Origin of the sequence: Amycolatopsis rifamycinica, assembly GCF_000695625.1 — a bacterium.
Lineage (GTDB): Bacteria > Actinomycetota > Actinomycetes > Mycobacteriales > Pseudonocardiaceae > Amycolatopsis > Amycolatopsis rifamycinica.
The window spans coordinates 54906-81302 of the sequence record NZ_JMQI01000082.1 but is presented as its reverse complement, the minus strand read 5'-3'; the positions used below and the strand labels follow the sequence as shown (position 1 = coordinate 81302).

At 71.2% G+C, this 26397-nt stretch carries 30 protein-coding genes; 14 read left to right on the top strand and 16 right to left on the bottom strand.

Annotated elements, in window-relative coordinates:
• Positions 1-83 precede the first annotated feature (83 nt).
• Together acs and DV20_RS41050 are read left to right on the top strand one after the other, a co-directional pair.
• Entirely contained in the window at positions 84-2066 is a 1983-nt protein-coding gene (acs, locus tag DV20_RS41055; protein ID WP_043789087.1) for an acetate--CoA ligase, read from the top strand.
• 141 nt (positions 2067-2207) lie between these two features.
• Entirely contained in the window at positions 2208-2690 is a 483-nt protein-coding gene (locus DV20_RS41050; RefSeq protein WP_043789085.1) for a DUF6319 family protein, read from the top strand.
• Positions 2691-2901: 211 nt separating this feature from the next.
• Here DV20_RS41050 and DV20_RS41045 read toward each other — a convergent pair whose 3' ends face one another.
• On the bottom strand, positions 2902-3246 hold the full coding sequence (locus DV20_RS41045; RefSeq protein WP_043789083.1) for a cupin domain-containing protein: 345 nt from the start codon (positions 3244-3246) through the stop codon (positions 2902-2904).
• Between the two features lie 129 nt (positions 3247-3375).
• Here DV20_RS41045 and DV20_RS41040 point away from each other — a divergent pair, with 129 nt between their 5' ends.
• Positions 3376-4104 carry a VIT1/CCC1 transporter family protein gene (locus tag DV20_RS41040; protein WP_043789081.1) on the top strand — a complete coding sequence of 243 codons (729 nt, stop codon included), beginning with the start codon at positions 3376-3378 and terminating at the stop codon, positions 4102-4104.
• On the opposite strand, the gene DV20_RS41035 is transcribed toward DV20_RS41040, so the two are convergent.
• Complete coding sequence (locus tag DV20_RS41035; RefSeq protein ID WP_043789080.1) at positions 4101-5558, bottom strand: peptide MFS transporter; 1458 nt, start codon at positions 5556-5558, stop codon at positions 4101-4103. The two genes, DV20_RS41040 and DV20_RS41035, sit on opposite strands and share 4 nt — an antisense overlap.
• Positions 5559-5749: 191 nt before the next feature.
• On the opposite strand from DV20_RS41035, the gene nhaA reads away from it, so the two are divergent.
• From nhaA to DV20_RS41020, 3 genes are read left to right on the top strand one after another with little or no spacing between them, the layout of a single operon-like run.
• On the top strand, positions 5750-7006 hold the full coding sequence (gene nhaA, locus DV20_RS41030) for a Na+/H+ antiporter NhaA (RefSeq protein ID WP_235191149.1): 1257 nt from the start codon (positions 5750-5752) through the stop codon (positions 7004-7006).
• Positions 7007-7048: 42 nt separating this feature from the next.
• On the top strand, positions 7049-7540 hold the full coding sequence (locus DV20_RS41025; RefSeq protein ID WP_043789079.1) for a phage holin family protein: 492 nt from the start codon (positions 7049-7051) through the stop codon (positions 7538-7540).
• 5 nt (positions 7541-7545) lie between these two features.
• Positions 7546-8472, top strand: a complete 927-nt coding sequence (locus DV20_RS41020) for an alpha/beta fold hydrolase (protein ID WP_043789078.1) — start codon at positions 7546-7548, stop codon at positions 8470-8472.
• Here the strand turns inward: DV20_RS41020 and DV20_RS41015 are convergent.
• Complete coding sequence (locus tag DV20_RS41015) at positions 8459-9547, bottom strand: FAD-dependent monooxygenase (protein ID WP_043789077.1); 1089 nt, start codon at positions 9545-9547, stop codon at positions 8459-8461. The genes DV20_RS41020 and DV20_RS41015 overlap by 14 nt on opposite strands.
• Positions 9548-9655: 108 nt before the next feature.
• On the opposite strand from DV20_RS41015, the gene DV20_RS41010 reads away from it, so the two are divergent.
• Entirely contained in the window at positions 9656-10537 is an 882-nt protein-coding gene (locus DV20_RS41010) for a GntR family transcriptional regulator (protein WP_043789075.1), read from the top strand.
• Here the strand turns inward: DV20_RS41010 and DV20_RS41005 are convergent.
• From DV20_RS41005 to nth, 4 genes are read right to left on the bottom strand one after another with little or no spacing between them, the layout of a single operon-like run.
• A complete protein-coding gene (locus DV20_RS41005) occupies positions 10534-11718 on the bottom strand; it encodes a MarP family serine protease (protein ID WP_043789074.1) in 1185 nt (394 codons plus the stop codon). The two genes, DV20_RS41010 and DV20_RS41005, sit on opposite strands and share 4 nt — an antisense overlap.
• A gap of 4 nt (positions 11719-11722) precedes the next feature.
• The gene (locus DV20_RS41000; RefSeq protein ID WP_043789073.1) at positions 11723-12415 is read right to left on the bottom strand and encodes an NUDIX hydrolase; all 693 of its coding nucleotides are present in this window, start codon (positions 12413-12415) and stop codon (positions 11723-11725) included.
• Positions 12412-13011 carry a TlpA family protein disulfide reductase gene (locus tag DV20_RS40995; protein ID WP_043789072.1) on the bottom strand — a complete coding sequence of 200 codons (600 nt, stop codon included), beginning with the start codon at positions 13009-13011 and terminating at the stop codon, positions 12412-12414. The genes DV20_RS41000 and DV20_RS40995 overlap by 4 nt, the downstream gene beginning before the upstream one ends.
• Positions 13008-13691: an endonuclease III gene (nth, locus tag DV20_RS40990; RefSeq protein ID WP_043789071.1), complete on the bottom strand. Its 684-nt coding sequence runs from the start codon at positions 13689-13691 to the stop codon at positions 13008-13010. Before nth ends, DV20_RS40995 begins: the two co-directional genes overlap by 4 nt.
• Before the next feature lie 226 nt (positions 13692-13917).
• Between nth and DV20_RS40985 the strand changes: the two genes are divergently transcribed.
• The 4 genes from DV20_RS40985 (at position 13918) to DV20_RS40970 (ending at position 17803) form a co-directional block, all read left to right on the top strand.
• Complete coding sequence (locus DV20_RS40985) at positions 13918-14169, top strand: hypothetical protein (protein ID WP_003081722.1); 252 nt, start codon at positions 13918-13920, stop codon at positions 14167-14169.
• 149 nt (positions 14170-14318) lie between these two features.
• Complete coding sequence (locus tag DV20_RS40980) at positions 14319-14993, top strand: Crp/Fnr family transcriptional regulator (protein ID WP_003081747.1); 675 nt, start codon at positions 14319-14321, stop codon at positions 14991-14993.
• A gap of 454 nt (positions 14994-15447) precedes the next feature.
• Complete coding sequence (locus tag DV20_RS40975; RefSeq protein WP_043789068.1) at positions 15448-16701, top strand: MFS transporter; 1254 nt, start codon at positions 15448-15450, stop codon at positions 16699-16701.
• Positions 16702-16741: 40 nt separating this feature from the next.
• Entirely contained in the window at positions 16742-17803 is a 1062-nt protein-coding gene (locus tag DV20_RS40970) for a DNA polymerase III subunit beta (RefSeq protein WP_043789067.1), read from the top strand.
• Position 17804: 1 nt separating this feature from the next.
• Here the strand turns inward: DV20_RS40970 and DV20_RS43385 are convergent, their stop codons facing one another.
• The 8 genes from DV20_RS43385 to DV20_RS40930 form a co-directional block, all read right to left on the bottom strand.
• Positions 17805-18767, bottom strand: coding sequence for a hypothetical protein (locus DV20_RS43385; RefSeq protein ID WP_051736345.1), 963 nt, complete (start codon positions 18765-18767; stop codon positions 17805-17807).
• Positions 18768-18832: 65 nt separating this feature from the next.
• Positions 18833-19087, bottom strand: a complete 255-nt coding sequence (locus tag DV20_RS40960) for a glutaredoxin domain-containing protein (protein WP_043789066.1) — start codon at positions 19085-19087, stop codon at positions 18833-18835.
• A complete protein-coding gene (locus tag DV20_RS40955; protein WP_043789064.1) occupies positions 19084-19854 on the bottom strand; it encodes an MBL fold metallo-hydrolase in 771 nt (256 codons plus the stop codon). Before DV20_RS40955 ends, DV20_RS40960 begins: the two co-directional genes overlap by 4 nt.
• A complete protein-coding gene (locus tag DV20_RS40950; RefSeq protein WP_043789062.1) occupies positions 19851-20669 on the bottom strand; it encodes an NUDIX hydrolase in 819 nt (272 codons plus the stop codon). Before DV20_RS40950 ends, DV20_RS40955 begins: the two co-directional genes overlap by 4 nt.
• Positions 20670-20776: 107 nt before the next feature.
• Positions 20777-21910 (bottom strand): hypothetical protein, encoded by a 1134-nt coding sequence (locus DV20_RS40945; RefSeq protein WP_043789060.1) that lies wholly within the window; start codon positions 21908-21910, stop codon positions 20777-20779.
• 36 nt (positions 21911-21946) lie between these two features.
• Complete coding sequence (locus DV20_RS40940) at positions 21947-22573, bottom strand: hypothetical protein (RefSeq protein WP_043789124.1); 627 nt, start codon at positions 22571-22573, stop codon at positions 21947-21949.
• The gene (locus DV20_RS40935; protein ID WP_043789058.1) at positions 22573-23028 is read right to left on the bottom strand and encodes a RidA family protein; all 456 of its coding nucleotides are present in this window, start codon (positions 23026-23028) and stop codon (positions 22573-22575) included. Before DV20_RS40935 ends, DV20_RS40940 begins: the two co-directional genes overlap by 1 nt.
• A gap of 5 nt (positions 23029-23033) precedes the next feature.
• Positions 23034-23195, bottom strand: a complete 162-nt coding sequence (locus DV20_RS40930; RefSeq protein WP_003068074.1) for a DUF4177 domain-containing protein — start codon at positions 23193-23195, stop codon at positions 23034-23036.
• Positions 23196-23309: 114 nt separating this feature from the next.
• On the opposite strand from DV20_RS40930, the gene DV20_RS40925 reads away from it, so the two are divergent.
• From DV20_RS40925 to DV20_RS40915, 3 genes are read left to right on the top strand one after another with little or no spacing between them, the layout of a single operon-like run.
• On the top strand, positions 23310-23558 hold the full coding sequence (locus DV20_RS40925; RefSeq protein ID WP_043789123.1) for a hypothetical protein: 249 nt from the start codon (positions 23310-23312) through the stop codon (positions 23556-23558).
• A 21-nt stretch (positions 23559-23579) separates the two neighbouring features.
• On the top strand, positions 23580-24587 hold the full coding sequence (locus DV20_RS40920; RefSeq protein ID WP_043789056.1) for an ArsA-related P-loop ATPase: 1008 nt from the start codon (positions 23580-23582) through the stop codon (positions 24585-24587).
• Positions 24584-25705 carry an ArsA family ATPase gene (locus DV20_RS40915; RefSeq protein ID WP_043789055.1) on the top strand — a complete coding sequence of 374 codons (1122 nt, stop codon included), beginning with the start codon at positions 24584-24586 and terminating at the stop codon, positions 25703-25705. The genes DV20_RS40920 and DV20_RS40915 overlap by 4 nt, the downstream gene beginning before the upstream one ends.
• Positions 25706-25769: 64 nt before the next feature.
• Here the strand turns inward: DV20_RS40915 and DV20_RS40910 are convergent, their stop codons facing one another.
• Positions 25770-26066 carry a WhiB family transcriptional regulator gene (locus DV20_RS40910; RefSeq protein WP_043789054.1) on the bottom strand — a complete coding sequence of 99 codons (297 nt, stop codon included), beginning with the start codon at positions 26064-26066 and terminating at the stop codon, positions 25770-25772.
• Between the last annotated feature and the right edge of the window lie 331 nt (positions 26067-26397).

The window sequence follows — 26397 nt, the reverse complement described above, 5'->3', positions numbered from 1 at the left end:
GGTGCAACCTTTTACAAGGCGGACTAACGTCGCTAGCGTGCCGCTAGCCGTCATGTCGGCGCACTACAGGAGGCCTTGCAACCATGACCGAGCAGTCCCCCGCCCTGGACAACCTGCTCACCGAGAGCCGCACCTTCCCGCCCAGCGAAGATTTCGCTGCTCAGGCCAACGCGAAGGCGGACATGTACGCCGAGGCGGACGCCGATCGCGAAGCGTTCTGGGCGAAGCAGGCCGAGCGGCTCACGTGGGACACGAAGTGGACCACGGTACTGGACTGGACCAATGCGCCCTTCGCGAAGTGGTTCGTCGGCGGCAAGCTGAACGTCGCCTACAACTGCGTCGACCGGCACGTCGAGTCCGGCCACGGCGACCAGGTCGCGATCCACTGGGTCGGCGAGCCCGGCGACACCCGGGACATCACCTACGCCGAGCTGAAGACCGAGGTTTCCAAGGCCGCCAACGCACTCACGTCGCTGGGCGTCACCGCCGGCGACGTCGTGGCGATCCAGCTGCAAATGGTCCCCGAGGCCATCTTCGCGATGCTCGCGTGCGCGCGGATCGGCGCGCTGCACAACGTCGTCTTCGGCGGCTTCTCGCCGACGGCGCTGCGGGCCCGCGTCGACGACGCCGCCGCGAAGATCGTCATCACCTCCGACGGGCAGTTCCGCCGCGGCAAGGCCGCGCCGATGAAGGCCAACGTCGACGAAGCGCTCGAAGGCGCCGAAACCGTCGAGAAGGTCATCGTCGTGAAGCGCACGGGCGACCAGCTCGAGGGCGAAGTGCCGTGGACCGAGGGCCGCGACCTCTGGTGGCACGAGCTCGTCGACGGACAGTCCGAAGAGCACACTCCCGAGGCCTTCGACAGCGAGCACCCGCTGTTCATCCTCTACACGTCCGGGACGACCGGGAAGCCGAAGGGCATCCTCCACACCTCCGGCGGTTTCCTGACGCAGACGGCGTACACGCACCACAACGTCTTCGACCACAAGGCCGGCGAAGACGTCTACTGGTGCACCGCCGACATCGGCTGGATCACCGGCCACAGCTACATCGTCTACGGCCCGCTCGCCAACCGCGTCACGCAGGTCGTCTACGAAGGCACGCCGAACACCCCGCACGAGGGACGGCACTGGGAGATCATCCAGAAGTACAAGGTCTCCATCTACTACACGGCCCCGACGCTGATCCGCACCTTCATGAAGTGGGGCGCGGAAATCCCCGAGAAGTACGACCTGTCGACGCTGCGCGTGCTGGGTTCGGTCGGCGAGCCGATCAACCCCGAGGCGTGGATCTGGTACCGCGAGACCATCGGCGCCGGCCGGACCCCGATCGTCGACACGTGGTGGCAGACCGAGACCGGCGCGATCATGATCTCGCCGCTGCCGGGCGTCACCTCCACCAAGCCGGGCTCGGCGCAGAAGGCCCTGCCGGGCATCTCCGCGAAGGTCGTCGACGACACCGGCACGGAGGTCGGCCACGGCGGTGGCGGCTACCTGGTGCTCGACAAGCCGTGGCCGTCGATGCTGCGCGGCATCTGGGGCGACGAGGAGCGCTACAAGGACACCTACTGGTCGCGGTTCAAGGAGCAGGGCTTCTACTTCGCCGGCGACGGCGCGAAGTACGACAACGACGGTGACGTCTGGCTGCTCGGCCGCGTCGACGACGTGATGAACGTGTCCGGCCACCGCATCTCCACGACCGAGGTCGAGTCGGCGCTGGTCTCGCACCCGACGGTGGCCGAGGCCGCCGTCGTCGGCGCGACCGACCCGACGACGGGCCAGGGCATCGTCGCGTTCGTCATCCTGCGCGGCAACGCCGTCGACGGTGGCGAAGAGGCCATCCAGGCCCTGCGCAACCACGTCGCCAAGGAGATCGGGCCGATCGCGAAGCCCCGGCAGATCATGGTCGTCCCGGAGCTGCCGAAGACGCGCTCGGGCAAGATCATGCGGCGCCTGCTGCGCGACGTCGCGGAAAACCGGCAGGTCGGCGACGTCACCACGCTGGCCGACTCGTCGGTGATGGACCTGATCTCGTCGGGCCTGAAGTCGGGCAAGTCCGAGGAGTGAGCTAGCGTTCTCGCGTCAGAGCCCTTCCGGCTTCGCGCCGGGAGGGCTCTGTCATGACACCCCGTGTGGCACGACTCGAACGCATGTTCTACGCTGTGCCGCGAACCACACCCACTTCCCGGGCAAGGAGACGACACGACGATGACCGTGGATGTCCTGACGCACGACGAGGAAACGGCTACCGAAGCCCCCGCTCCGGCTGTTGCCGTTGCCACCGACGAGGCGGCCGTCACCGAGTCCGCGTCCCCGGCCTCGCCTTCGGAGGAGCCGGCCGAGCCGGCCGCCGAGGAAGAGGCCCCCAAGCCGAAGCGCGGCCGCCCGAAGGGCGCGGCGACGGCGTCGACGGCGAAGAAGACCCGCACGGTCGAGCTGATCCTGACGGTCACCGGCACCGCCGACGGCGAGTGGCAGGCCGAGCTGAAGAACGGATCGAAGTGGGTCGCGAAGGGCCTCGAGATCCCCGCCGCGGCGGTGTCGCGCGCGGCGAAGGAGCTGCACAGTGACCTGTCCGGCCCGATCGACGAGGTGATCAACCAGGCCCGCGAGGCGCAGGCCGCGAAGGTCGCCGCGCTGGAGGCCGAGCTCGAGAAGGCCAAGCAGGCCCTCGCCGAGCTGGACGCCTGAGGCTTCACTCCAGGAAACGCCCGGCTCCGCGCTCAGCGGGACCGGGCGTTTTCGCCTGTCCGACCGGCCGGCAAGCAGCCCCCGCCCTAATCCCTGGGGGGCGTCCCCTGGTCCAGTCTACCGGCCCCCACCTGCAGAAATCGGCCGCTCGGCGATCTGTGGACAACTCGCGAACCTGTGGATGGCCGTTTGCGTTGCCGCCGTGAATCCGCTATGACGCGAGGGGTGGGCGGGTCGGGAGCGGGGACTTGAACTCGACCCACATCGAGTCCGTCAGGGCCTCCACGTGGTGGGTCACCCCGCGCGGGTGCAGGACCGAGTCGCCCGGCTCCAGGACGGTTTCCACGCCGTCGACCGCTCCGCGCAGGCGGCCCGACAGGACGTAGGCGATCGAGTCGTGGTCGTGTGCGTGCGGGGGCGAGGCCACTCCGGCCGGGTAGTGGATCAAGTACGCCAGGCCGCTCTCCGCGGTCTCCAGCAGCCGGAACCGGCCCTCGCCGCCCTGCAGCGGCAGGCCCTCCACCTTGGCCAGCGGCTGCCACACCTGCTCTTCCATGCCGCCATCATGGCCCACGACGGCTGAGAGTCCACACAGGACGACTTAGGTAAGGCACCGGTTAATTAGGCCGACCTGAGAAAAAGCGCCGGTCTCGCCACCATTCCGCGTTCGTGTTTCACTGTTCTGGTGACCGAAACAATCGACGGTGACGCCGTTGAGCACGCGCACGAACCGCACCAGGGCGTGGGCGGGAAGCTGAACTGGCTGCGGGCCGGTGTTCTCGGGGCGAACGACGGCATCGTGTCCGTCGCCGGCATCGTCGTCGGCGTGGCCGGGGCGACCACGGAAAGCACCACGATCCTGACCGCCGGAATCGCCGGGCTCGTCGCCGGTGCCTTTTCCATGGCCGGCGGGGAATACGTCTCCGTGAGCACCCAGCGCGACACCGAACAGGCCCTGCTCCGGCTCGAAAAGCAGGAACTCAAGACGATGCCGGAGGCCGAGGAGCGCGAGCTCGCCGGGATCTACGAAGGCAAGGGGCTCTCGCCGGAGCTGGCGAGCCAGGTCGCCCGCGAACTGACCGAAAAGGACGCCCTGCAGGCGCACGCCGAGGCCGAACTCGGCATCGACCCGGACAACCTCACCAGCCCGTGGCAGGCCGCGTGGGCGTCGCTCGTCGCGTTCTCGGTCGGCGCGCTGCTGCCGATCCTGTCCATCGCCTGGGCCGGCGTCTCCCTGCGGGTGTGGGCGTGCGCGGCCGCGGTCGTCGTCGGCCTCACGCTGACCGGGTGGATCAGCGCGAGGCTCGGCGACGCGAACGTGGGGCGCGCGATCGTCCGCAACGTCGGCGTCGGCGCCCTCACGATGGTGGTGACTTACTTCGTCGGGGTCATCTTCGGCGTCACAGTGGGCTAATGGACGCCCTTCATCAGCTTGCGGATGAAGGGCGTTCCCAGGAACAGCAGCACGCCGACGCCGATGGCGACCAGGCCGACCGTGCTGAAGTACGGCGCCTCGTCGTCGACGGAGTAGTACTCGGCGAGCTTGCCGGACATCGCGGTGCCGAACGAGATCGACAGGAAGTTCAGCGCCACCATCTGCGTCCGGAACGCCTCCGGGGCGAGCTTCGTCGACAGCGAGAGCCCGACCGGCGAGAGGCACAGCTCGGCGATCGTGAAGACGAACAGGATGCCGACCATCGCGAGCATCGGGCTCGCGTTCTTGCCGCTGCCCACCATCGGCAGGAACAGCAGGAACGCCGCGCCCATCAGCACCGTGCCGAGGACGAACTTCACCGGCGTCGACGGCTGGCGCTCGCCGAGCTTCGTCCACAGCGCCGCCAGCACCGGGGCGAAGACGATGATGAACACCGGGTTGATCGAGTTGACCCAGGACACCGGCATCTCCCAGCCGAACAGGCTCCGGTTCAGCCGCTGGTCGGTGTAGGCCGCGACGACCGTGAACTGCTGCTGGTACAGCGAGAAGAACACCGCGCTGGCGATGAACATCGGGATGAAGGACAGCACCCGGCTGCGTTCGACGGCGGTGATCTTCCCGCTGGTCAGGATGACCAGGAAGTAGACCACCGAGATGATGCCGACCACCCACACGACGACGTCGGCGAGGTTGCCCGGGTGGACGACGCCGGTGAGGACCAGCACCACGATCGCGGCCACCAGGACGACGGCGGCGCCGATCGCCAGCGCGCGCCGGGACGCCGGCAGCGGGTTCGGCACCTCCTTGGCCTTGTCGCCGAGGTTCTTGCGGCCGAACGCGTACTGGGTCAGGCCCAGCGCCATGCCGATCGCGGCGAGGCCGAAGCCGAGGTGGAAGCCGACCTGGGTCTGCGCCAGCCCGGTCAGCAGCGGGCCGACGAAGCCGCCGAGGTTGACGCCCATGTAGAAGATCGTGAAGCCCGCGTCGCGCCGTTCGTCGCCTTCGGCGTAGAGCGTGCCGACGATCGCCGTCGCGTTGGACTTCAGCCCGCCGCTGCCGACCGCGACGCACACGAGGCCGACGCCGATACCGGCCAGGCCCGGCAGCAGCGCCAGGCTGATGTGGCCGATCATGATCAGCACGGCGCTGTAGAACAGCGTCCGTTCGGAGCCGAGGAGGCGGTCGGCCACCCAGGCGCCGATGACGGCCGAGAGGTACACCAGGCCGCCGTACGCGCCGACGATGCCGAGCGCCGACTCCTGGGCGAGGCCCAGACCACCCTGCTCGACCCGGTAGTACAGGTAGATCGGCAGGATGCCCAGCATCCCGTAGTAGGAGAACCGCTCCCACATCTCGACGCCGAAGAGGTTCGCCAGTCCTCGTGGGTGCCCGAAGAACCTCGTGTCCTGCTGGACCTCGGTTGAGGTGCTCACAACTGTCGTCTTCCTTTGTCTCAGGGACCTCGTTGTCGGTTGGCATGGTATGAGCCATTCCGGTGACCTACCACCTATACCCCTTGTGGCGGCGGCCATAACGGTCCGTGACAAAGGCCCGGTAAGCTGGGCCGAGGTGCGCCGGGAAGCCTGGTCGGCAACAGTGATCAGCGACCCCTGGAGCCGCCCCGATGTCCCGTCCGTTGAGCGAATTCGCCCGTTACCTGCGCACCGAGACGACCGGCGGCCTCATCCTGCTCGGCGCGACGGCGGCCGCGCTGCTCTGGGCCAACTCGCCGCTGCGGGACAGCTACCACGCCCTGCGCGGCTTCCGGCTCGGCCCGGAGTTCCTGCACCTGAACCTGACGGTCGGCGACTGGGCCAAGGACGGCCTGCTCGCCCTGTTCTTCTTCGTCGCCGGGCTGGAGCTCAAACGCGAACTCGTCGTCGGCGAGCTGTCCCGCTTCAAGCAGGCGGTGCTGCCGATCGTCGCCGCGATCGGCGGCATGGTCGTGCCCGCGGTCGTCGCACTGGCCGTCGGCTGGGGGACGCCGGGGATCGAACGGGCCTGGGCGATCCCGGTCGCCACGGACATCGCGTTCGCCCTCGGCGTGCTGGCGCTGACGGCGTCGAACCTGCCGTCGAGCGCCCGCGTCTTCCTGCTTTCCCTCGCCGTGGTGGACGACCTCGGCGCGATCATCGTCATCGCGGTGCTGTTCACGACGGGCTTCGACCTGGTCGCGGTGGCCGTCGCGGTCGTCGCGCTCGCGCTGTACGCGTTCCTGCAGCACCGCCGGGTCCGGACGCCGTGGCTGTACGTCCCGCTGGCCCTGATCACCTGGGTCGCGGTGCATTCGGCGGGCATCCACGCGACGATCGCCGGCGTCGCGCTCGGCCTGCTCACCCGCGTCCGCGGCGACGAGGGCGAGGCGGAGGCGCCCGCGCTGCGGCTCGAGCACCGGCTCCAGCCGTGGTCGGCGGCGGTGGCCGTGCCGCTGTTCGCCTTGTTCGCGGCCGGGATCTCGGTCGACGCCGACGCGCTCGGCGCGGTGTTCACGACGGCGTTGCCGCTCGCGGTGCTCGCCGGGCTCCTGGTCGGCAAGGTGGTCGGCATCCTCGGCGCCAGCCTGCTCGCCGTGAAACTGCGTGTGGCGGAGAAACCCCGCGGGATGGGCTGGCGCGACCTGGCCGCGTTGTCCGTGCTCGGCGGGGTCGGGTTCACCGTGAGCCTGCTGATCGCGGAGCTGGCGCTGCCGGACGAAGCGAGCGAACTGGCCAAGGCCGCAGTGCTGATCGCGTCGGCGGGGGCGTCCCTGCTGGCGGCGGCCTTGCTACTCCGTCGTAGCAAGGTTCACGCGCGAATCGCCGACACTGCGTCTTCTGGGGCCGAGCCCCAGACCCCAGCCGGGGGCGAGCCCCCTGGACCCCCAAACTCCGACACACTGTGACGCCGTCGCGCCTGGTTTCCGGACACATGGCACGATGACCCGGTGAGCAGCCCCAAGCACGAACGCATCGGCCCCGACGGCGTGGGGGCCGTGCCTTACCTCCCGCTGTCCTCCGCGAACGACGTCCCCGGCGACCAGTCCATCGGCCGCCTGGTCGGCGACGCGACCCAGCACATCTCCACCCTGGTCAGGGCCGAGATGGAACTGGCGAAGTCCGAGCTGGTCGGCGAGGTGAAGAAGGGCCTCAAGGGCGCCGTCTTCTTCCTGATCGCGCTGACGGTCTTCCTGTACAGCACGTTCTTCCTGTTCTTCTTCGCCGCCGAGGGGCTGGCCCAGTGGCTGCGGTACCGCTGGATCGCGTTCGGCATCGTGTTCGTCCTGATGCTGATCGTCGCGGTCGTGGCCGGGTTCCTCGGCTACCGCAAGGTGAAGAAGTTCAAGGCACCGGAGCGGACGATCGCCAGCGTCAAGGAGACGGCCGCCGCGCTCAAGCCGCAGCGCGCGCCCGAAGCCGGCTTGACCACGCGCGACTGAGTTCGTTGCACGCGTCCCCCGACCCGTCGATCGTCCGGCTCGACGGCCCGTGGGTCCACCGCGACGTGTCCGCGAACGGCATCCGCCTGCACGTCGCCGAGCTCGGCGACGGCCCGGTCGTGGTGCTGCTGCACGGGTTCGCCGAGTTCTGGTGGACCTGGCACCACCAGCTGCGGGCACTGGCCGAAGCCGGGTTCCGCGCGGTCGCCGTCGACCTGCGCGGCTACGGCGACTCGGACAAGCCGCCCCGCGGCTACGACGCGTGGACGCTCGCCGGTGACGTCGGCGGGCTGATCAAGTCACTCGGAGCGCGCCGCGCCCACCTCGTCGGGCACGCCTGGGGCGGCATGCTCGCCTGGACGGTCGCGGCGCTGCACCCGCGGCTGGTGTCCTCGGTGACGGCGATCGGCGCCGCCCACCCGCTCGCCCTGCGCAAGGGCGCCGCCCGCCCGTGGCGCGGGCAGGGCCGCGCGGCCGGGCACCTCTTCCGCTTCCAGGTGCCGATGGCGCCGGAGAAGTGGCTGGTGAAGGACGACGCCCAAGCCGTCGAAGACCTGTTCGGCAGCTGGGCCGGCCGCCGCTGGCGGTCCACTTCGGACTTCGACGAGAGCGTCGAGGCGTTCCGGCAGGCGATGCTGGTGCCCGGGGTGGCGCACAGCGCGCTCGAGTACTACCGGTGGGCGTTCCGCGCCCAGTTCCGCGGCGAAGGCCGCCGGTTCACCGACGCCGTCGGCACCCGGATCGCGGCGCCGACGCTGCAGCTGCACGGCGCCGACGACACCTGCATCCTCCCCGAGACGGCGACGTCGTCGACGCGTTGGGCGGGCCCGCACGCCGAACCGGAGATCTGGTCCGGCGTCGGGCACTTCCCCCACCTCGAGGTGCCCGAGCGCACGTCGGCGGCCGTGGCGGGCTTCCTCAAACGAGACTGATGGCGTTCTTCGCCCGCTCCACCGACTCCTCCGCCGCCGGACCGCCGGGGTTCTCGGTGGCCAGCGCCTGGTTGAGGGCGACGAACGGCCGCATCCGCTGCTCGTAAGCCGCGAAGGCCGCTTCGTGGCTCGCCCGCCCGAGTTCCTGCGCGAGGACGTACGCGCCGACCAACGCCAGGCTCGTCCCTTGACCGGACAACGGCGAAGCGCAGTAGCCGGCGTCCCCGACCAGCGCGATCCGGCCGGTCGTCCAGCGGTCCAGGTGAACCTGCGCCATGGCGTCGAAGTAGAACACCTCCGCCTCGGCCATCGCTTCGAGCAGCTTGGGCACCTCCCAGCCGACGCCGGCGAGCCGTTCGGCGATCAGCCGCTTCTGCTCGGGGACGGCCATCCGCGGCAGCGGTTCCGAACCGAAGCCGAGGGTCACGCGGAGCTCGGAGTTGTCGCGCACCGGGTAGGCGACGCCGCCGGTTTCCTCGTGCCGGAACCAGACCTGCCAGTCCTCCAGGCCGAGGAAGTTGGCCGTCGGGAAGATCGCCAGGTACTGCCCGAGGTGCCGGACGAACTCCGCTTCCGGCCCGAAGGCCAGCCGCCGGACGGCCGAGTGCAGCCCGTCCGCGCCGATGACCAGGTCGAAGGTCCGGAAGCCGCCGTGTTCGAACTCGACGCGCACACCGTGCGCCTCTTCGGTGAGCGCCGTGATCGAGTCGCCGAAGACGTACTCGACGTCGGTGGCCTCGTGCAGGATCGAGACGACGTCGTCGCGGAGCACCTCGATGTCGTCGCTGTCGAGCCGCCCGCTGCTCAGGGCGAACTCCTCCGACCGGAACAGCTCGTGGCCGTCCCCGTCCACCATGGACATCCCCCGCATCCGGGTGCGCACCGCGCGCAGCCGCTCGCCGAGGCCCATCCGGTCGACGACGTCGAGCGCGACCCCGCGCACGTCGATCGCCTGCCCGCCGCTGCGGATACCGGGCGCCCGGTCCACCACCGTCACGTCGAAGCCTTCGCGCGCCAGGAACCAGGCCAGGGTGCCGCCGGCGACACCGGCCCCGGAGATCAGGACGTTTCGCATGTTTCCTCCAGAGTCGTACGCTGATGCGGACAACGGTGAAGTCGAAGCAGCTCAAAGGCTAATTCTGTACTAGTACAGATGGCCAGCTGTACTAAGTCAGGAGACGCCGTGAAGTACGTGGCCATCGCCGACGAGCTGCGCGACCGGATCGCGCGCGGCGAACTCCCGCCGGGCGCGCGCGTGCCTTCGACCCGGCGGCTCGCGGCCGACCACGGCGTCGCCATGGCGACCGCCGCGAAGGCGCTCGCCCTGCTGAGCCAGGAAGGGGTCGTGCTGGCGGAGCCGCGGTCGGGCACGGTCGTCGCGGGCCGGGAACGCCGTGGCGGGCCGCGCGGGCTGACCCGCGACCAGCTCCTGCGGACCGCCATCGCGATCGCCGACACCGAAGGTCTCGGCGCGCTGTCCATGCGCGGGGTCGCGGCCCGCCTCGGCGTCGCGGCGATGGCGCCGTACCGGTACGTGCGGGGCAAGGACGAGCTGGTGCTGCTCATGGCCGACGCCGCGTTCGGCGAGCGCGGCTACCCGGCCACCCCGCGCGGCGACTGGCGGGAGCGCCTGACGCTCGGCGGCCGGACACTCTGGTCGCTCTACAAGCGGCACCCGTGGCTCGCCCAGCTCGGGCCGCTCACCCGGCCGCTGGCCCTGCGCAACCTCGGCATGCACGGCGAGTGGGCACTGGCGGCGCTGTCCGAGCTGGACGTCGACGCGGCGACCCTGTGCGACCTGCACGTCCTGTTCTTCAGCTACGTCCAAGGCATCGCGATCCACCTCGAACGCGAGCAGCACGCACTGGCCTCGTCCGGGCTCTCCGAGGAGCAGTGGATCGACCTGCAGACCCCGGCCCTGGAGGCGATGAGCGCCGGACGGCCGGTGTTCGCCAGGATGCTCCGCGAACTCGGCGGCACCGGCTACGACCTCGTGCTGGACGACCTCTTCGAGCTGGGCATGCGTGCCCTGCTCGACGGACTGGCGCTGCGGTTCGGGCGTTAGGCCGCGCAGGAGCCGGTGGACACGTTCGCCGTCTGGGAGGGGGCCGCGTCGACCTCGGCGCGCACCTGCTCGGCCGTGAGCGTGAAGCCGGTTTCCGGGTCCTCCACCGCCGCGCCGAAGACGACGCCGATGACCTTGCCGTCCGGGGTGACCATCGGGCCGCCCGAGTTGCCGCTGCGGATCTCGGCGCGGACCGTGAAGACGTCCCGCTGCACCGTGTTCGCCTCGTAGATGTCCGGGCCGCGCAGGTTGATCCGGCCGCGCAAGCGGGCCGGCGTCGCCCGGTAGGGGCCGTCGAGCGGGTAGCCGAGGACGACCGCGCTGTCGCCCGCCCCGGCCGTCTCCGGCGCGAACCGCAGCGGCTCGGCCCGCAGCCGTGGCACCGCGAGCACCGCGATGTCGACCTCCGGGTCGAAGTAGACGACGCGGGCCGGGTAGTCGCCCTGGGTGGTCTCGATGCCGACGGTGTCGGTGCCCGCCACGACGTGCGCGTTCGTCATCACCCGCTGCGGCGCGATCACGAACCCGCTGCCCTCCAGCGACCGCGAGCACGAGCTGGCGCTGCCGCGGATCTTGACCACGCTGCTGTGCAGCTGCTGGACGATCGCGCTGCGCTGGAGTGCGGGGTCGGGCGGCGAGGTGTCCGCCGTCGGCGCCTTCTGGAACGGGTCCATGATGCGCGGGAAGCCGGACGCGTCGAGCAGCTTGCTCAGCTGGCTCGGGAAGCCCTGCGCGACCTCCGGCATCGCGTCGTTGACCTTGCCGAGCACCACCGAGCCGTTGATCCCTTTGGCCAGCCACGGCACGGCCGACACGGTCGTCAGCGGCGTCGCGATCAGCCACGCCACCACGAAGACGACCAGCGCCTGCACGACCGCGCCGAGGGTCTTGTCGATGCCGGAGAGCTTGTCCGGGTTGATCTTCTGCCGCAGCCGCCGTCCGACGTAGACGCCGATCGCCTCGCCGAAGGCGACCAGGAAGACCACGGTCGCGACCGCGAAGGCGACCTTCCAGACGGGGTCGTCGAAGAACGAGACCACGACCGGCGCGAGCTTGATCCCGGCGACCGCCCCGAGCACGACGCCGACGAGCGACGGCAGCGCGACGATCACGCCCTGGTAGGCGCCGGACACCGCCGCCAGCACGGCCAGCAGCAGCACCACCACGTCGACCCAGTTCACCGTTTTACTCCTTCACCCGGGCATCGAACGCGGCCAGCGCTTCGTCGAGGTCCCGGACGTCGCCCGAGTCCCATTCGCGTTCCCAGCCTCCCAGGCTCAACAGGACCGACAGCAACCCGGCGGTGAACCCCCAGACGAACAGGCCGTCGACCTCGAAAGCCGGTCCCTTCCAGGGCATGCCCTTCTTCCGCACGGTGAACCGGTTCGCGGGGTCGACCAGGTCGGCGACGGCGACGCGCGCGACGGACGCCGTCTCGGCCGGGTCGACCGCGTGCACCGGCGAGGGGGTCTCCCAGTGCGCCAGCACCGGCGTCACGGCGAACTTCGACACCGGGACGAACAGCTCCGGCAGCACCGCGATCGGCCGGACCCCGGACGGGACGACCCCGGTCTCTTCTTCGGCCTCGCGCAGCGCGGTGCCGACCGGGCCGCCGTCGCCCTCCTCGGCCCCGCCGCCGGGGAAGGCGACCTGGCCGGCGTGCGAGCCCAGCGTGTCGGCGCGGCGCTGCAGCAGGATGTCCGGCTCACCGTCGGCTTCCCGCTCGCCGAACAGGACGAGCACCGCGGCCGGGCGGGTGAACCCGTCCTCGGGCGGGCTGAACCGGGTGAACGTCTTCGAATCGACTTCGGCACTCACCTTGACCAGCGGCCGGAGCCACTCGGGAACCGACTCGGGTTCGACCAGTGGTCCGATCACGATGCCCCCTCGACTGCCGCGCGCACCTGGTCAGTGTTCACGAACGAGCGAGGATTCGCGATGAACCGCACCTGGCCGCCCGCGGTGACCAAGTAGGACGCCGGGAGCGACGAAGGCACCTTCAGCGCCGTCCGGACGGGCCCGCTCCGCCCGTCGCCGTCGTACACCGACGGCAGGTGCACGCCCAGCTTCGCCAGCAGGTCCAGGCCGTCCTTCGCCGGGCTCTGCACCTGGACGCCGAGGACCCGCACGGCACCCGGCCGCCGGGCGTACTCCTGGAGCACGGGAAGCTCGGTCCGGCACGGCTCGCACCACGACGCCCACACGTTGACCAGCACCGGAGCGCCGGCGAGGGCCTTGCCGACGTCGACACGGCCGCCGTCGCCCAGGCAGTCCGCCGTGACGCCTTCGAGCTGCTTCACCGGCGGCGCGGCGCCAGGCGCCGGGCACGGCTGGAGCGCCGCCGCGGACCGGGCGGGCCCGAGGTCGCCGGACGGCTTGGCGGCGCTGTCGTCACCGCCGCGCGGCAGCAGCGCGACGATCAGGGCCACCGCCAGCACGGCGGCGGCCAAGGCGAACTTGGTGACTCTCGTCACCGGGGCGCGGCCAGCGCGAGGATGTGGTCCTTTTCGACGCCTTTGACCAGCTTCGCGGCTTCGTCGAACCCGGTCGGGCCGGTGCCGTACGACGGGCAGTCCTTGGCCAGCGGGCAGGCGCCGCAGGCCGGCTTCTTGGCGTGGCAGACGCGGCGGCCGTGGAAGATCACCCGGTGGGAGAGCATCGTCCACTCCTTGCGGGGGATGAGCTCGCCGACCGCGTGCTCGACCTTGACCGGGTCCTCCTCCGCCGTCCAGCCCCAGCGCCGGACCAGCCGGCCGAAGTGGGTGTCGACGGTGATGCCCGGCACGTCGAAGGCGTTGCCGAGGACGACGTTGGCGGTCTTGCGGCCGACGCCGGGCAGGGTGACCAGGTCTTCGAGCTTGTCCGGGACCTCGCCGCCGAAGCGTTCGACCAGCGCCGCGCCCAGGCCCATGACGGAGTTCGCCTTGGCCCGGTAGAAGCCGGTGCTGCGGAGGTGCTCCTCCAGCTCGGCGCGGTCGGCGCCGGCGTAGTCGGCGGCGGTCCGGTAGCGCTTGAACAGCGCGGGCGTGACGAGGTTCACGCGGACGTCGGTGGTCTGTGCGGACAGCACGACCGCGACCAGCAGTTCCAGTGGCGTGGTGAAGTCGAGCTCGCAGTGGGCGTCCGGGTACACGTCGTCCAGGCAACGCTTCATCCGCCTGGCGCGTCTCACCAGAGCCAATCGGCTTTCACCAGCGCCCTCACGGGGGGCGTTCGTGGTGGCAGGTGGCACCCCGATAGCCTACGGGCGCCGTCGGACGGGCCGGTGACTGCACCGGTGGACGACCGACACGCCAGAGCACCACCTCGGCGCGTTTTCCGGCCGCCATGAGCGAGGATCTGGAGTAGATGCTTTCCATCGAGTGTTTCGGGGTCCGGTCATGACTGTCTGGTTCGTCATCCTGGTCCCCCTGGTGATCATGTTCTTCGCGCTCGGCATGGAGCGCGTCGAGAGCAGGCTGAAGCACGTCGCGGTGCAGGAGAACGAGGTCGAAGAGTTCCTCGAGCAGGCGCAGCCCAACGAGGTCAGGGCGCTCTACGGGCACGGCATCGGCCGTGCGCTGGAGCTGTTCCGGCTGCGTAGGCTGGGCGGACGGGCAGCCAGGCTACGCGCGCGTCGCGTGCGGAGTTAGGCTCCACGTTCGAACGAGATCGTTTCCGCCACGTGCGAGTCCGGCGGGCGATCTCGGGAGTACGCCCTAGACTGACGCGCAAGTGATCGGCGTCACGCTCCTCCAGTCACGGGGGAGCGTGATCGTTTCTCGACGAGGAGGCACCCGAGGTGGACGAAACCCTGGCCCGTGCGGGCATTTTCCAGGGTGTGGAGCCGGCAGCGGCGGAGGCGCTGGCCCAGACCTTGGAATCCGTGGAGTTCCCCCGCGGCCATGTCATCTTCAACGAGGGTGAACCCGGCGACAAGCTGTACATCATCCAGTCCGGCAAGGTGAAGATCGGCCGCAAGTCCCCGGACGGCCGCGAGAACCTGCTGGGCATCTTCGGCCCGTCCGACATGTTCGGCGAGCTTTCGATCTTCGACCCCGGTCCGCGGACGTCGAGCGCGACCACGGTCACCGAGGTCCGCGCGGTCACCATGGACCGCCCGGCCCTGCGCCAGTGGATCTCGACCCGTCCGGAGATAGCGGAACAGCTGCTGCGCGTGGTCGCGCGCCGTCTGCGCCGGACGAACAACATGGTCGCGGAGCTGATCTTCACCGACGTCCCGGGCCGCGTGGCGCGGGCGCTGCTGCAGCTCGCGCAGCGGTTCGGCAGCCAGGAGGCGGGCCTGCTGCGGGTCACGCACGACCTGACGCAGGAAGAGATCGCCCAGTACGTAGGCGCCTCGCGCGAGACGGTCAACAAGGCACTCGCCGACTTCGCCCACCGCGGCTGGCTGCGGCTCGAAGGCAAGAGCGTGCTGATCCTGGACCCGGAGCGCCTGGCCCGCCGCGCCCGCTGACCCGGTTTCCCCCGACAGCAAGCCTCTGAAGGCCACCACCGGATGCCTGGTGGTGGCCTTCGGAACATCCGGCCCCAGTCCGACCCCGGAAACAACAAAGAGCCGGGCGCCACCCCCGACGTGGCGCACCGGCTCTTCGTTGTTGCGCGGACCATCCCCCGACGATCCGCGCTCCCCGCCCTCCGGGCCAGGCCCCGACCCGTGTGCCGGAGGGAGCTGGGTTTTTCTGTGCTGTTGTTCAACCATCACGGCCCATACCCACGAATTCAAGGCCATTCACTCTCAAGGACGCCGTCTGGGCCGTTTCGTTGCAGGAGTTCACGGAGAATATCCTGAGTGTTACCCGATCGAGACCTCTCGCGCCGATCCCGAGATCCACCGCCGGTCCGCCGGTGACGAACCTGACCGGCAAATAACTGGTACCGACGTACCACTCTGCGGCATACTGGCACGCGTGTCCCAGTCTGTCTCGAACCACGAAAGCCGCACTTCCCTCGCCGACTACCGCACCGCGCTGACGACCCGGGCGGCGCGGTGGCCCGCCGTGGCGGCCGTGCTCGCCCGCCTGCCGATCGCGATGATCGGCATCTCGGCCCTGCTCTACGTCCAGCGCGAGACGGGGTCCTTCGCCGTCGCCGGGCTGGTCTCGGCCGGTTCGCTCGTCGGGGTGTCGGTGGGCGCGGTGGTGCAGGGCAGGCTGATCGACCGGTTCGGGCCGACGCGGCCGCTGCTCACTGTCGCGCTGCTGCTGGCGCTGTCGATGAGCGCGCTGGTCACGGCCATCGAGTCGCACGCCGCGACGGCCGTGCTCGTGGCGCTGGGCGCCCTCACCGGGCTGACCGAGCCGATGGTCGGGTCGGCGTCGCGGGCGCTGTGGGGCCGGCTGCTCCCGCCGGGTGGCCCGCGCAACGCCGCCTTCTCGTACGAGGCGATCAGCATGGAGGTGTTCTTCATCCTCGGTCCCGGCGTGGCCGGGCTGCTGGTCATGGCGCCGTGGGCGGGCACCGGCCTGGTGCTGGGGGTCGCGCTGCAGTTCACCGGCGCGGTGCTGTTCGCGCTGAGCCCCGCCGTGCGGCAGTGGGGGCCGTCCACCGGGTCGTCCGGGTCGCTGCTGGGCGCGCTGGCCAGCCCGGGCATGCGGACGCTGGCCGTCGCCGCACTGGGCTTCGGCGTGGTGATCGGGTTCGTCGAGGTCGCCGTGCCGGCGGCGGCCACCGACGCGGGCCACGCGTCCGTGGGTGGCCTGCTGCTGTCGGCGTGGTCGCTGAGCTCGGTCGCGTTCGGCGTCGCCTACAGCCTGCGCCCGTGGCCGCGGCAGCTGGGCCTGCGGCTGCCGGTGCTGCTGGGCGGGTTCGGTGCGCTGGTCGCGCTGCTCGCGTGGCCGTCCTCGCTGTGGGGACTGGCGCTGATGATGCTGCTGGCGGGCGCGTTGATCACCCCGCAGTCGACGGCCCACTCGACGACGATCGAGGTGGTGGCGCCGCCCGGCACGGCGGCGGAAGCGTTCGGCTGGGTCCTCACGGCGGTGACGCTGGGGCTGGCGGCCGGCCAGTCGATCAGCGGGTACGTCGTCGAGCACGCCGGCCCGGGCCCGGCGTTCCTCGCGGCGAGCGTGGCCGGGCTGGTGCTCGCCGCGGTCGTCTGGCTGCTGCGCGGCACGGTCCGCGCCACCCGGCCCGCGCCGGTTCCGGAGCTGGTCAACGCGTAGGTCGGCGGTTTTTGTCGGTGCCTGCCGCTAGCTTGCGGGCATGGACGTCACCGCGCCTGCCCACCGCCTGTCGGCGGCCGTCTCGGCCGCGTCACGCCTGCTGCCGGCCCGCACCGGCCTCCGCCTGCGGGCCGGCGCGGCCGGGCTGACGGTCGCCGGCGTCGCGCCGGACCTCGCCGTCAGCTTCGGCTGCCCGGCGACCACGCACACCGACGGCTCGGTCGTCATCCCCGCGGCCCCGCTGGCCGAGACGCTGAAGGTGCTCGACACGGAGCTGGTGCGCCTGGTCGTCGAGGGCACCCGCTTGGCGCTGCGGCTGGACAACGCCCGGTTCGCGCTGCCGCTGCTGCCCGAGTCCGGCGTGGCTTCGGACCCGCCGGCCCAGGTGTCCGAAGTGGACGGAGCAGCGTTCGCGTCGGCGTTGCGCGTCGTCGCGGGCACGGCGGCCAAGGACGACCCGCTGCCGTTGTTCACCGGCGTCCGCGCGCAGTCTTCCGGCAGCCGGCTGACGTTGACGGCGTCGGACCGCTACCGGATGGCGGTGGCCCGCCTGCCGCTGTCGTCCCCGGGTGCGCTGGACGTCCTGGTCCCGGCGGCCCTGCTGTCCGAGGCGGCCCGCCAGGCCCGCGGCCGGGTGGGCCTGCACGTCGGCCCGGGCCGGTTCGGGGTGAGCTGGCAGGGAGGCCTGGTGGCCACGGCGGTGCTCGACGCGGGTTTCCTGTCGGAAGACTCGATCCCCTCCGGAGCGGTGGACACCACGGTGACAGTGTCGGCCGACGCCTTGGCGGCGGCGGTCCGCCGGGTGGGGGTGTACGCGGAGGATCGCCGCGTGCTGACGCTGGAGGTGGGCGACGCCCAGGTCCGGCTGGCGAGCGCCCGCCAGGACACGGGCGAGGCGGAGGAAGTCCTGAAGGCGGACGTCGGGGGCGGGCGGACGTCACCGTCGTTCCAGGCCCGGTATCTGCTGGACGCGTTGGCGGCGTTCGCGGGCGAGCGGGTGGTGCTGTCGATCCAGCCGGGGATGCGGGCGTGTGTCCTGCGGGCGGCGGAGCCCGGGGAGGTGGAGCTGACTTACTACCTGATGCCGATGCTGCCGAGGTAGCTCAGGCGATGCCGAGCAGTTTCGCCAGGTCGACGAGGGCCACGTCCGCGGCCGGGCCGGCGGTGAACTGGCTGACGGTCAGCGCGGCGCTCCCGAAGCGCTGTTCGTAGGCGCGGCGAAGGTTGGGTGACGAGCGGCCAAGCGCCCATTCCATGGTCGAGTTGCTGTTGCGCAGGAAATCGATGGGCAGCCGGCCGAGCACGTACAGCTCGGCGCGGCGGTCACCGCGCTCGAGGACCAGCCCGACCAGGTCGGCCACGAGGGTGCGTTTGCGCATCGCGTCGCGGCCCTTCCATTCGCCGGCTTTGAACTCGGCCACGCGGCGATCGGTTTCGAGATCGAACTTGCGGCTCGGGTCGTTCCCGGCGGCCAGCGAGGGGCGCCGGACGATCCGCTCGCCCGGCTCGAGGATCTTCGGCAGCGCGCGGACGATCATCGTCGCGTGGATGAGGTCGTTGACGCGGCCGGCGTGCTGTCGCACGAGCAGCGCGCCCTTGAGCAGGTCAGCGGTCAAGCCCTCGGGCGCCACCCGGTCGTCGACGGTCTCGCGACCAGCTCCTTCCAGGCGAGCTTCCAGCCGCACCACGCGGCTGGACAGACCTTCCTGGCCGAGGAACTCGTGCAGGTCGATGAAGGACTTGACCGCGGACCCGAGGTCGCTCATGGGCACCACCGGCTCGGCGGCCTCCTCCACCTCACCCGGCATTTCGGCCTCCTGCGGGAGCGGGCTGGTCGGGAAGCCGAGCCGGCGGAGCTGGCGGATCGCGTAGTGCGAGATGAACTCGTGCCGCGACACCCCTGCCGCGCGCTCGAAAAGCTGCCGCGGCGGCCACCGCTGGTCCCCGACGGATACCCAGTGCGTGCGGATCGGCTCCGGGCCGCCGCGAGCGGCCGCGGCCAGCACTTGGGCGCGGCTCAACGAGTGCTGCTCCCCGTTGAGCACGAAGCCGATCACGTCGTCCATGCGCTGTGAGTCGTCCGCGTGCCCCCGGGTGCTACAGCTTCAGCGTCCGGATCGCCGAGGCACCATCAGCCCGCCGAAGCTGCCTTGACCGCCGCCTCGACCTCGGCGAACGAGGGGTTGACCATGGCCGTCGAGCCGACGATCACCGTCGGCACCGTCTCGTTGCCGTTCGCGACCTCGCGCACCCGCGCGGCCGCCGCCGGGTCCTCCCAGATGTTGATCGCGCGGACGTTGAACCCGCTCTTCGACAGCGGGCGCTCCAGGGCGGCGCAGAACCCGCACCCCGGCCGCCAGTAGAACTCGACCTCGACGTTGCTCATCCGTTGTCCTCCGACCGCAAGTAGTCCAGCTGCGCCTGCACGCTCCACTCGGCGGGCGCCCACAGCGCCCGGTCGACGTCGGCGTACACGACCTCGACGACCTGGCGCGGCGTGGCGTCCGCCCCGAGCGTCTTCAAGGCCGAACGCACCTGGTCGAGCCGCTGTTCCCGGTGGGCAAGGTACGCACGGGCGGTCGCGGGCAGATCGAGGAGCTCCGGGCCGTGCCCGGGCAGCCCCACCGTCCCCTCCGGCAGCTCGATCAGCTTCCGCAGCGAACGCAGGTAGTCACCTAGGTCGTGCAGCACCGTGGTGCCGCGCCCGAGGATCGTGTCGCCGGTCAGCACCTGACCGTCGAGCACCAGGGACACCGAGTCGTCGGTGTGCCCCGGCGTGTGGAGCACCCGGAGGGAGAGGCCGCCCGCCGAGATCACCTCACCGTCGGTGAAGGACCCGGCGTCGACGCACAGCGACGGGTCGAACGCCCGCACCGGCGCGCCGACGCGCTCGGCGAACCACGGCGCGCCCTCCGCGTGGTCCGGGTGGTGGTGCGTGAGGAGGACCAGCTCGACCGGAGCGACAGAAGCCAGCCGCTCGAGGTGCTCGAGGTCGCGGTAGCCCGGGTCGACGACCACGGCCGGGCTCGACGGCGTCGCCCGCAGCACCCAGCTGTTGGTGCCCTCGAGCGTCATCGACGACGGGTTGTTCTCCAGCAGCACCGACGCCGTCTCGGACACCTGGCGCAGCACGCCGTAGGCCGGGGCGCTCATCGCGGCTCCAGGACGACTCGGACCTGGTCGTTCTCGCGCACCAGCGTCGGCGCGATCCGGACGATCTCGCGCGGCGCGGCCAGCACGTCGTCGGCGGTGGCGAACTCCGCCAGCTCGCTCAGCGTCAGCCACGTCGGCGGCATCAGCATCCGGCGGCCTTCGCGCGCGTCGGCGATGGCGTCGGCGGGACGCTGCCAGCCGGAGCTCGACGCCTCGGACGTCGCCCCGTCGGCTTCCTGGCCTTCCGGCAGCTTCGCGACGTAGAACCGGGTGTCGTACCGGCGCGGCTCCTGTTCGGGGGTGATCCAGTGGGCCCACGGGCGCAGCAGGTCGGCCCGCAGCGTCAGGCCCGCGTCGGCGAGGAACCCGGCCAGCGACACCTCCCGCGTCTCCAGGGCTTGGCGGGCCGCCGCGTACGGCGTGACGTCGGTGAGCACCGCGTCCGCGCCGCCCGCGAGCAGCACGCCGGACTCCTCGAACGTCTCGCGCACGGCCGCGCAGGTCAGCGCCCGCGCGAGCGCCTCGTCGCAGCCGAACCGCGCGGCCCACCACGACGGGTCGGGCCCGGCCCAGGCCACCGACGTGTCGGCGTCGCGCCGGTCGACCCCGCCGCCGGGGAACACGGTCATCCCGCCCGCGAACGGCATGCCCTTGACCCGGTGCTGGAGGAAGACCTCCACGCCGTCGGCGCCGTCACGGACCAGGATGACGGTGGCCGCGTCCTTCGGCGTCGCCGGCGGGCCGTCGGCGTTCGCGCGGGTGGCCACCCCCGCGCCGACCGGGATGTCGAAGACGAACTCCTTTGGCTGCTCCACCCGGGCAACATACCTCCGCCACCTGACGTCCCGTCGCGCACTTGTGGCACGCCGGACACGGCCAAAGCGGCACTTTCACGTGAAAGTGCCGCTTTGTGCCGCAAACCTCAGGGGGCGGTCCAGCCGCGCTGGTCGCCGCCGGAGCGTGAAGCGCCGTTGAGACGCATCTTCGCCGCCTCGGCCCGCTCCCGCTCGGCCAGCTCGGCGTGCAGCTCACGCAGCAGCGCCCGGTCGCGCTCGCTCAGGCTCGGGTCGTCCAGGTCCAGCGCCGGCAGCTCGACGACCTCGTGCATCGACGGCTTGCCCGCGGCGATCTCGCGGCCCTTCTCCGGGTCCTCGGCCAGCGCCTGCCGCAGCTGCGCCACCTCGGCCGGGGTCAGGTCGGCGGTGCGCTCCGCCCGCGTCTCCGACCGCGCCTTGCGGGGCGGCTCGGCGGCGGGCGGCGGCGAGGACACGATCGGCACCACCGGGGCGACCGGCTCGGCCGACGCCGTCGTGGTGGTGCTGCTCGACCGCATGCTGTGCCGGCTGCCCGACTCCGCGACCGGCTCCGAGGTCACCGGCGCCGGCGGCTTGACGGGCTCCGACCGGTACGACGACGAGCTCGACGTCGTGCTCCCGGTCACCCAGGCCGGCGACGCGGCCGCCGAAGCGGCCTGGTGGTACTCGGAGTGCGCGACGCCGGGGCCGCTGACCTCGACGACCGAGTGGATCCCGGCCCGGCGCAACGCCGTGTCGACGCGGAAGGCGACGGCCGGCGGGTTGCCGTCCGGCCCCAGCTCGACGAGCACCACGCGCTGCGGCAGCGCACCCGGCACGCTGCCGGCCGGGGTGTTGCGCCACACCGCGTGCACCGAGCGGACGTCCGGCAGCACCTGCAGGGTCCGGTCGAGCGCCTCGGCGATGCCGAACTCCGGCGCGTTCTCGCCGGTGAACCGGTGCGTGTTGACCGGCTCGGTCTCGTCGACCAGCAGATCGTTCGCCAGCGTCGCGTCCGACCGGCTCATCTCGAGGACCAGCGCCAGCTCGCGCTGCTCGGCGGAGCTGACCGGGATCCGGCCCGCGATGAGCGTGCCGGTGGTCAGCTCGACCGCCTCGTCGATGTGGGCCCGGGCGATCAGCTCACGCGCCTCGGTGAGTGCGCTGTCGTCGATCCGGCCCGCCAGGGCCAGCAACAGGTTGTGCAGGCGCAGGGGCACCGAAAACCCGTCCATGGGCGGGCCGTCGTGGACCTCCACCATTGCCTTGCTCCCTCCCAGCTCGCTGGCGGGCGAGCGTTATGCGGCTACTAGCCGGGTCCCCGCCACGGCGCCCACGCAGACCAGCTCTGAGTCGGCCAGCGCGGCCCGGTGGTACCCCGGCAGGTCGAAGCGCGGCGGGATGACCTCGACGCTGGGCTCTTCGTCGCCCAATACCCGCAGCACCCGCTGCAGTTCGCCGGTCAACCTCGGCAGCCCCGCCAGTGCCGTGATCAGCAGGACGCGCTTCGCGGTGCCCTGCCCGACCACACCGACGTGTCGCCAGCTCTGCCGCACTTCCCCCACGTCCGGGCGTCCTCGCAACGTTGCGTGGATCAACACGGACACGGAGTCGACCGAGTTAACCCATTCGGGCGCACTCGACGTGAATGTGTACCGGTTCTCGGTGACGTCGTCTACCCCCAGCGTCGAACTGACCTGGTGCCAGTCGGCGCCGTGCGGGATCAGACCGGCCACGAGCAGCCGGTACTCCGTTTGGTCGAGGTCGATCCTGTGCTTAAGCAAAGACCTCGGCAGGGTCCGGGCGAGGGTGCCCATGGCGCCCTCGCCGAGCCAGTCGCGGAACCGCCACAGCAGCTGGTCGGGCAGCCGCCCGGCCAGCCGGATCAGCAGCTCGTGGGTGGACTGCTCGATGTCCGGGTCCATCACTGCACCTCCACGATCAGTTCGACCTCCACCGGCGAGCCGATGGGCAGCTCCGCCACGCCGACGGCCGAGCGGGCGTGGGTGCCCGCGTCGCCGAAGACCTCGCCGAGCAGTTCGGACGCGCCGTTGACGACCGCCGGCTGACCGGTGAAGCCCTCCGCGGAAGCCACGAAGCCGACAACCTTGACGATCCGCGCGATGTTGTCAATGCCCACCAGGGCGTGCACGGCCGCGAGCGCGTTGAGCGCCGACGTCCGCGCGTGGCCCTTCGCCTCTTCGGGGCTGATCTCCGCGCCGACCTTGCCGGTCGCGGCGAGCACGCCGTCGACGAAGGGCAGCTGGCCGGAGGTGTAGACGTGCTTGCCGCTCTGCACGGCGGGCACGTACGCGGCCAGCGGGGCCGCGACGCCGGGCAGCTCGATGCCGAGCTCCTTGAGCCGTTCGCTCCAGCTCACCCCGGTCAGCCCTTCGGACGCTTCAGGTAGGCGACGTGCTGCTCGCCGCTCGGGTTCGGCAGCACGGTGACCAGCTCCCAGCCGTCCTCGCCCCACTGGTCGAGGATCTGCTTCGTCGCGTGGATCAGCAGAGGGACGGTGGCGTACTCCCACTTGGTGGCGCTCATGAACCGGGAGCGTAGCCAAGCGGGCAAGAGCGCCGGGGACGGCCGCCGGAAAACCGCGGACGACGCGCCGAAGTGTGGTCCATCTCACGCTCGGCCGCCGCTAGCGTGGGCGGCGTGGAAACGTGGCGCGTGCTCGCGACGGCGCTGCTGGCGGCGGCCGGGCTGCCGCTCGTGCTCGTCGTGATGGCGAAGGTGCGCGACCGGACGCGGAGCTCCGGCCAGGTCGCGCTCGGCGGGGTGATCACCTTCACCCTGCTGGTGGTCGTGGGCGTGCTCACCCTGACCGTGCTCCCGGGCGTCGTGAGCTGGGCTTTCGTCGCCGCCGTCGCCGCTGCGGCCAGCGTCATGCTGCTGGCCGGTTGAGCGCTGAATTAGGGTGAAGAAGTGACCATTCCCCATGCCGGCTGGACCGACGAGCTTGCCCGCGCCCGGCTGCACTTCGTCACCGGCAAGGGCGGGACGGGCAAGACGACGCTCGCCGCCGCGCTCGGCCTCGCGCTCGCCCGCGAAGGCCGTCGGGTGCTGCTCATCGAGGTCGAAGGCCGGCAGGGCATCGCCCAGCTCTTCGACACCGAGCCGCTGCCCTACGCCGAGCAGCGCATCGCCGCCGTCCCGGGTGGCGGGGAGCTGCGCGCGCTGCACGTCGACGTCGAAGCCGCGCTGCTCGAGTACTTCGAGATGTTCTACAACCTCGGCTTCGCCGGCCGGACGCTGCGGCGGATGGGCGCGATCGAGTTCGCGACCACGCTCGCGCCGGGCCTGCGTGACGTCCTGCTCACCGGGAAGATCAAGGAGTGCGTCGGCCGGACCGAGTCCGACGGGCGGCACACCTACGACGCCGTCGTCGTCGACGCGCCGCCGACCGGCCGGGTCGTCAAGTTCCTCGACGTCACCAAGGCGCTGACCGACCTCGCGAAGACCGGCCCGATCCGCGGCCAGGCCGAAGGCGTGGTGCGGCTGCTGCACTCCGGCGAGACCGTCGTCCACCTGGCCACGCTGCTGGAGGAGATGCCGGTGCGCGAGACCGTCGAGGCCGTGGCCGAGCTGGACGGCGCCGACCTGCGCCCCGGCGCGGTGCTGGTCAACCGGGTCCGGCCGCTGCGGCTGCCCGCCCGCTCGATCACCGCGGCCGCGGACGGGCGCGTCGACGCCTCCCGCGTCCGCACCGGGCTCGCGTCGGCCGGGCTGAAGCTGCCGCAAGACACGTTGGACGCGTTGGTAGAAGAAACTGTCGAACACGCCGTGCGGGTCGCCGCCGAGCAGCGGGCGCGCGAGCAGCTCGCCGAAGCCGACCTGCCGACCCTCGAGCTGCCGGACGTGACCGACGGCATCGACGTCGCCGCCCTCTACGAACTGGCCGAAGCCCTGACCGACCAGGGGGTGCGGTTGTGACCACCATCGACATCGACGCGCTGCTCGACGACCCGGAAAGCCGCGTAATCGTCTGCTGCGGCTCCGGCGGCGTCGGCAAGACGACCACGGCCGCGGCACTGGCCCTGCGCGCGGCCGAGCGCGGCCGCCAGACCGTGGTCCTGACGATCGACCCCGCGCGACGGCTGGCGCAGGCGCTCGGCCTGCGTGAACTCGGCAACCACCCGAGGCAGGTGCAGGTCGAGGGGTTCGAGCCCAAGGGCGAGCTCTGGGCGATGATGCTCGACATGCGCCGCACGTTCGACGACATGGTGCGCGTGCACGCCGGCCCGGAACGCGCCGAGCAGCTGCTCCAGAACCCCTTCTACCAGACGATTTCCACGTCGTTCTCCGGCACGCAGGAGTACATGGCGATGGAGAAGCTGGGCCAGCTCGCCGCCACCGGCGAGTGGGACCTGATCATCGTCGACACCCCGCCGAGCCGGTCCGCGCTGGACTTCCTGGACGCGCCGACGCGGCTGTCGAGCGCGCTGGACGGCCGGATGATCCGGCTGCTCACCGCCCCGGCGAAGGCCGGCGGCTGGGGCCTGCGCAAGGTGGTCAACGCCGGGTTCTCGATGTTCGCCAAGGCGGTGTCGACGATCATCGGCGGCCAGCTGCTGACCGACGCGTCGGCGTTCATGCAGGCCTTCGACAGCATGTTCGGCGGCTTCCGCGAGCGCGCCCGCAAGACGGCGGAGCTGCTGCGCTCGTCCGGGACGTCGTTCCTGGTCGTGGCCGCGCCGGAGCCGGACGCGCTGCGCGAGGCGTCCTACTTCGTGGAGCGGCTCTCGTCGGAGTCGATGCCGCTGGCCGGGCTGATCGCGAACCGGACGCACCCGGTGCTCGCGAAGCTGTCGGGCTCGGAAGCGCTGGCGGCGGCCGAGTCGCTGCAAGAGGGCGACACGAACGCCCCGCTGGCCGAGGCGGTGCTGCGGCTGCACGCCGACCGCGTCGACCTGGCGGCCCGTGAGGAGCGGCTGCTGGCCCGGTTCACCAGGGCACACCCGGAGGTGGCCCTGGCGAAGGTCCCGGCACTGGCCGGCGACGTGCACGACCTCGACGGCCTGCGCGAGATCGGCGTGAAGCTCGCCGGCTGACCGGCACTTTCACGTGAAAGCTCCGCCCGCAGGTCGGCACTTTCACGTGAAAGTGACGCTTGGGTCAGCCGACCTTGACGCGCTCTATCGCGTCGCGCTTGGCTGCTTCGAGCAGGTCGGCCCAGCTCACCACGTCCGGGCGGCGGCGCAGCAGAGCTCGCCGCTCCCGTTCGGTCATGCCGCCCCAGACGCCGAAGTTGATCCGGCCGTCGAGCGCTTCGGCGAGGCATTCCGTGCGGACCGGGCAGCCCATGCAGACCGCTTTCGCGCGGTTCTGCTCCGCACCCCGGACGAACAGGCCGTCCGGATCGGCGTCCCGGCAGGACGCGTTGATTCGCCAGCTCGACTGGTTGGTTTCCATACCCCCAGCTCCCTACCCTGGTGATCGACGCACCAGCGGGGAAAGGCACTGCGCTCCCTTGCCCCCGCGAGCGTGTCTCCCTCAGCTCACGTCGGTTACCCGGGCACCTCCCCGGTGCCGGTGCCGCCGTTCGGACCAAGCGAGCTCCCACCCGTGTTGATCCATCCGACGGCTTGTCTTCGTGAGACGTTGACGGACTGTAGGGGCCCTCGGTTCCCCCCGTCGAGACCCAGAATGCCTTCCGTTACCAGTTGTCACCGAAGGGGGGCTGTTTTGTCACTGAATTCACACCTCCGGAGACACGGCGTCACCGGGGCCGGATCCGTTCCGG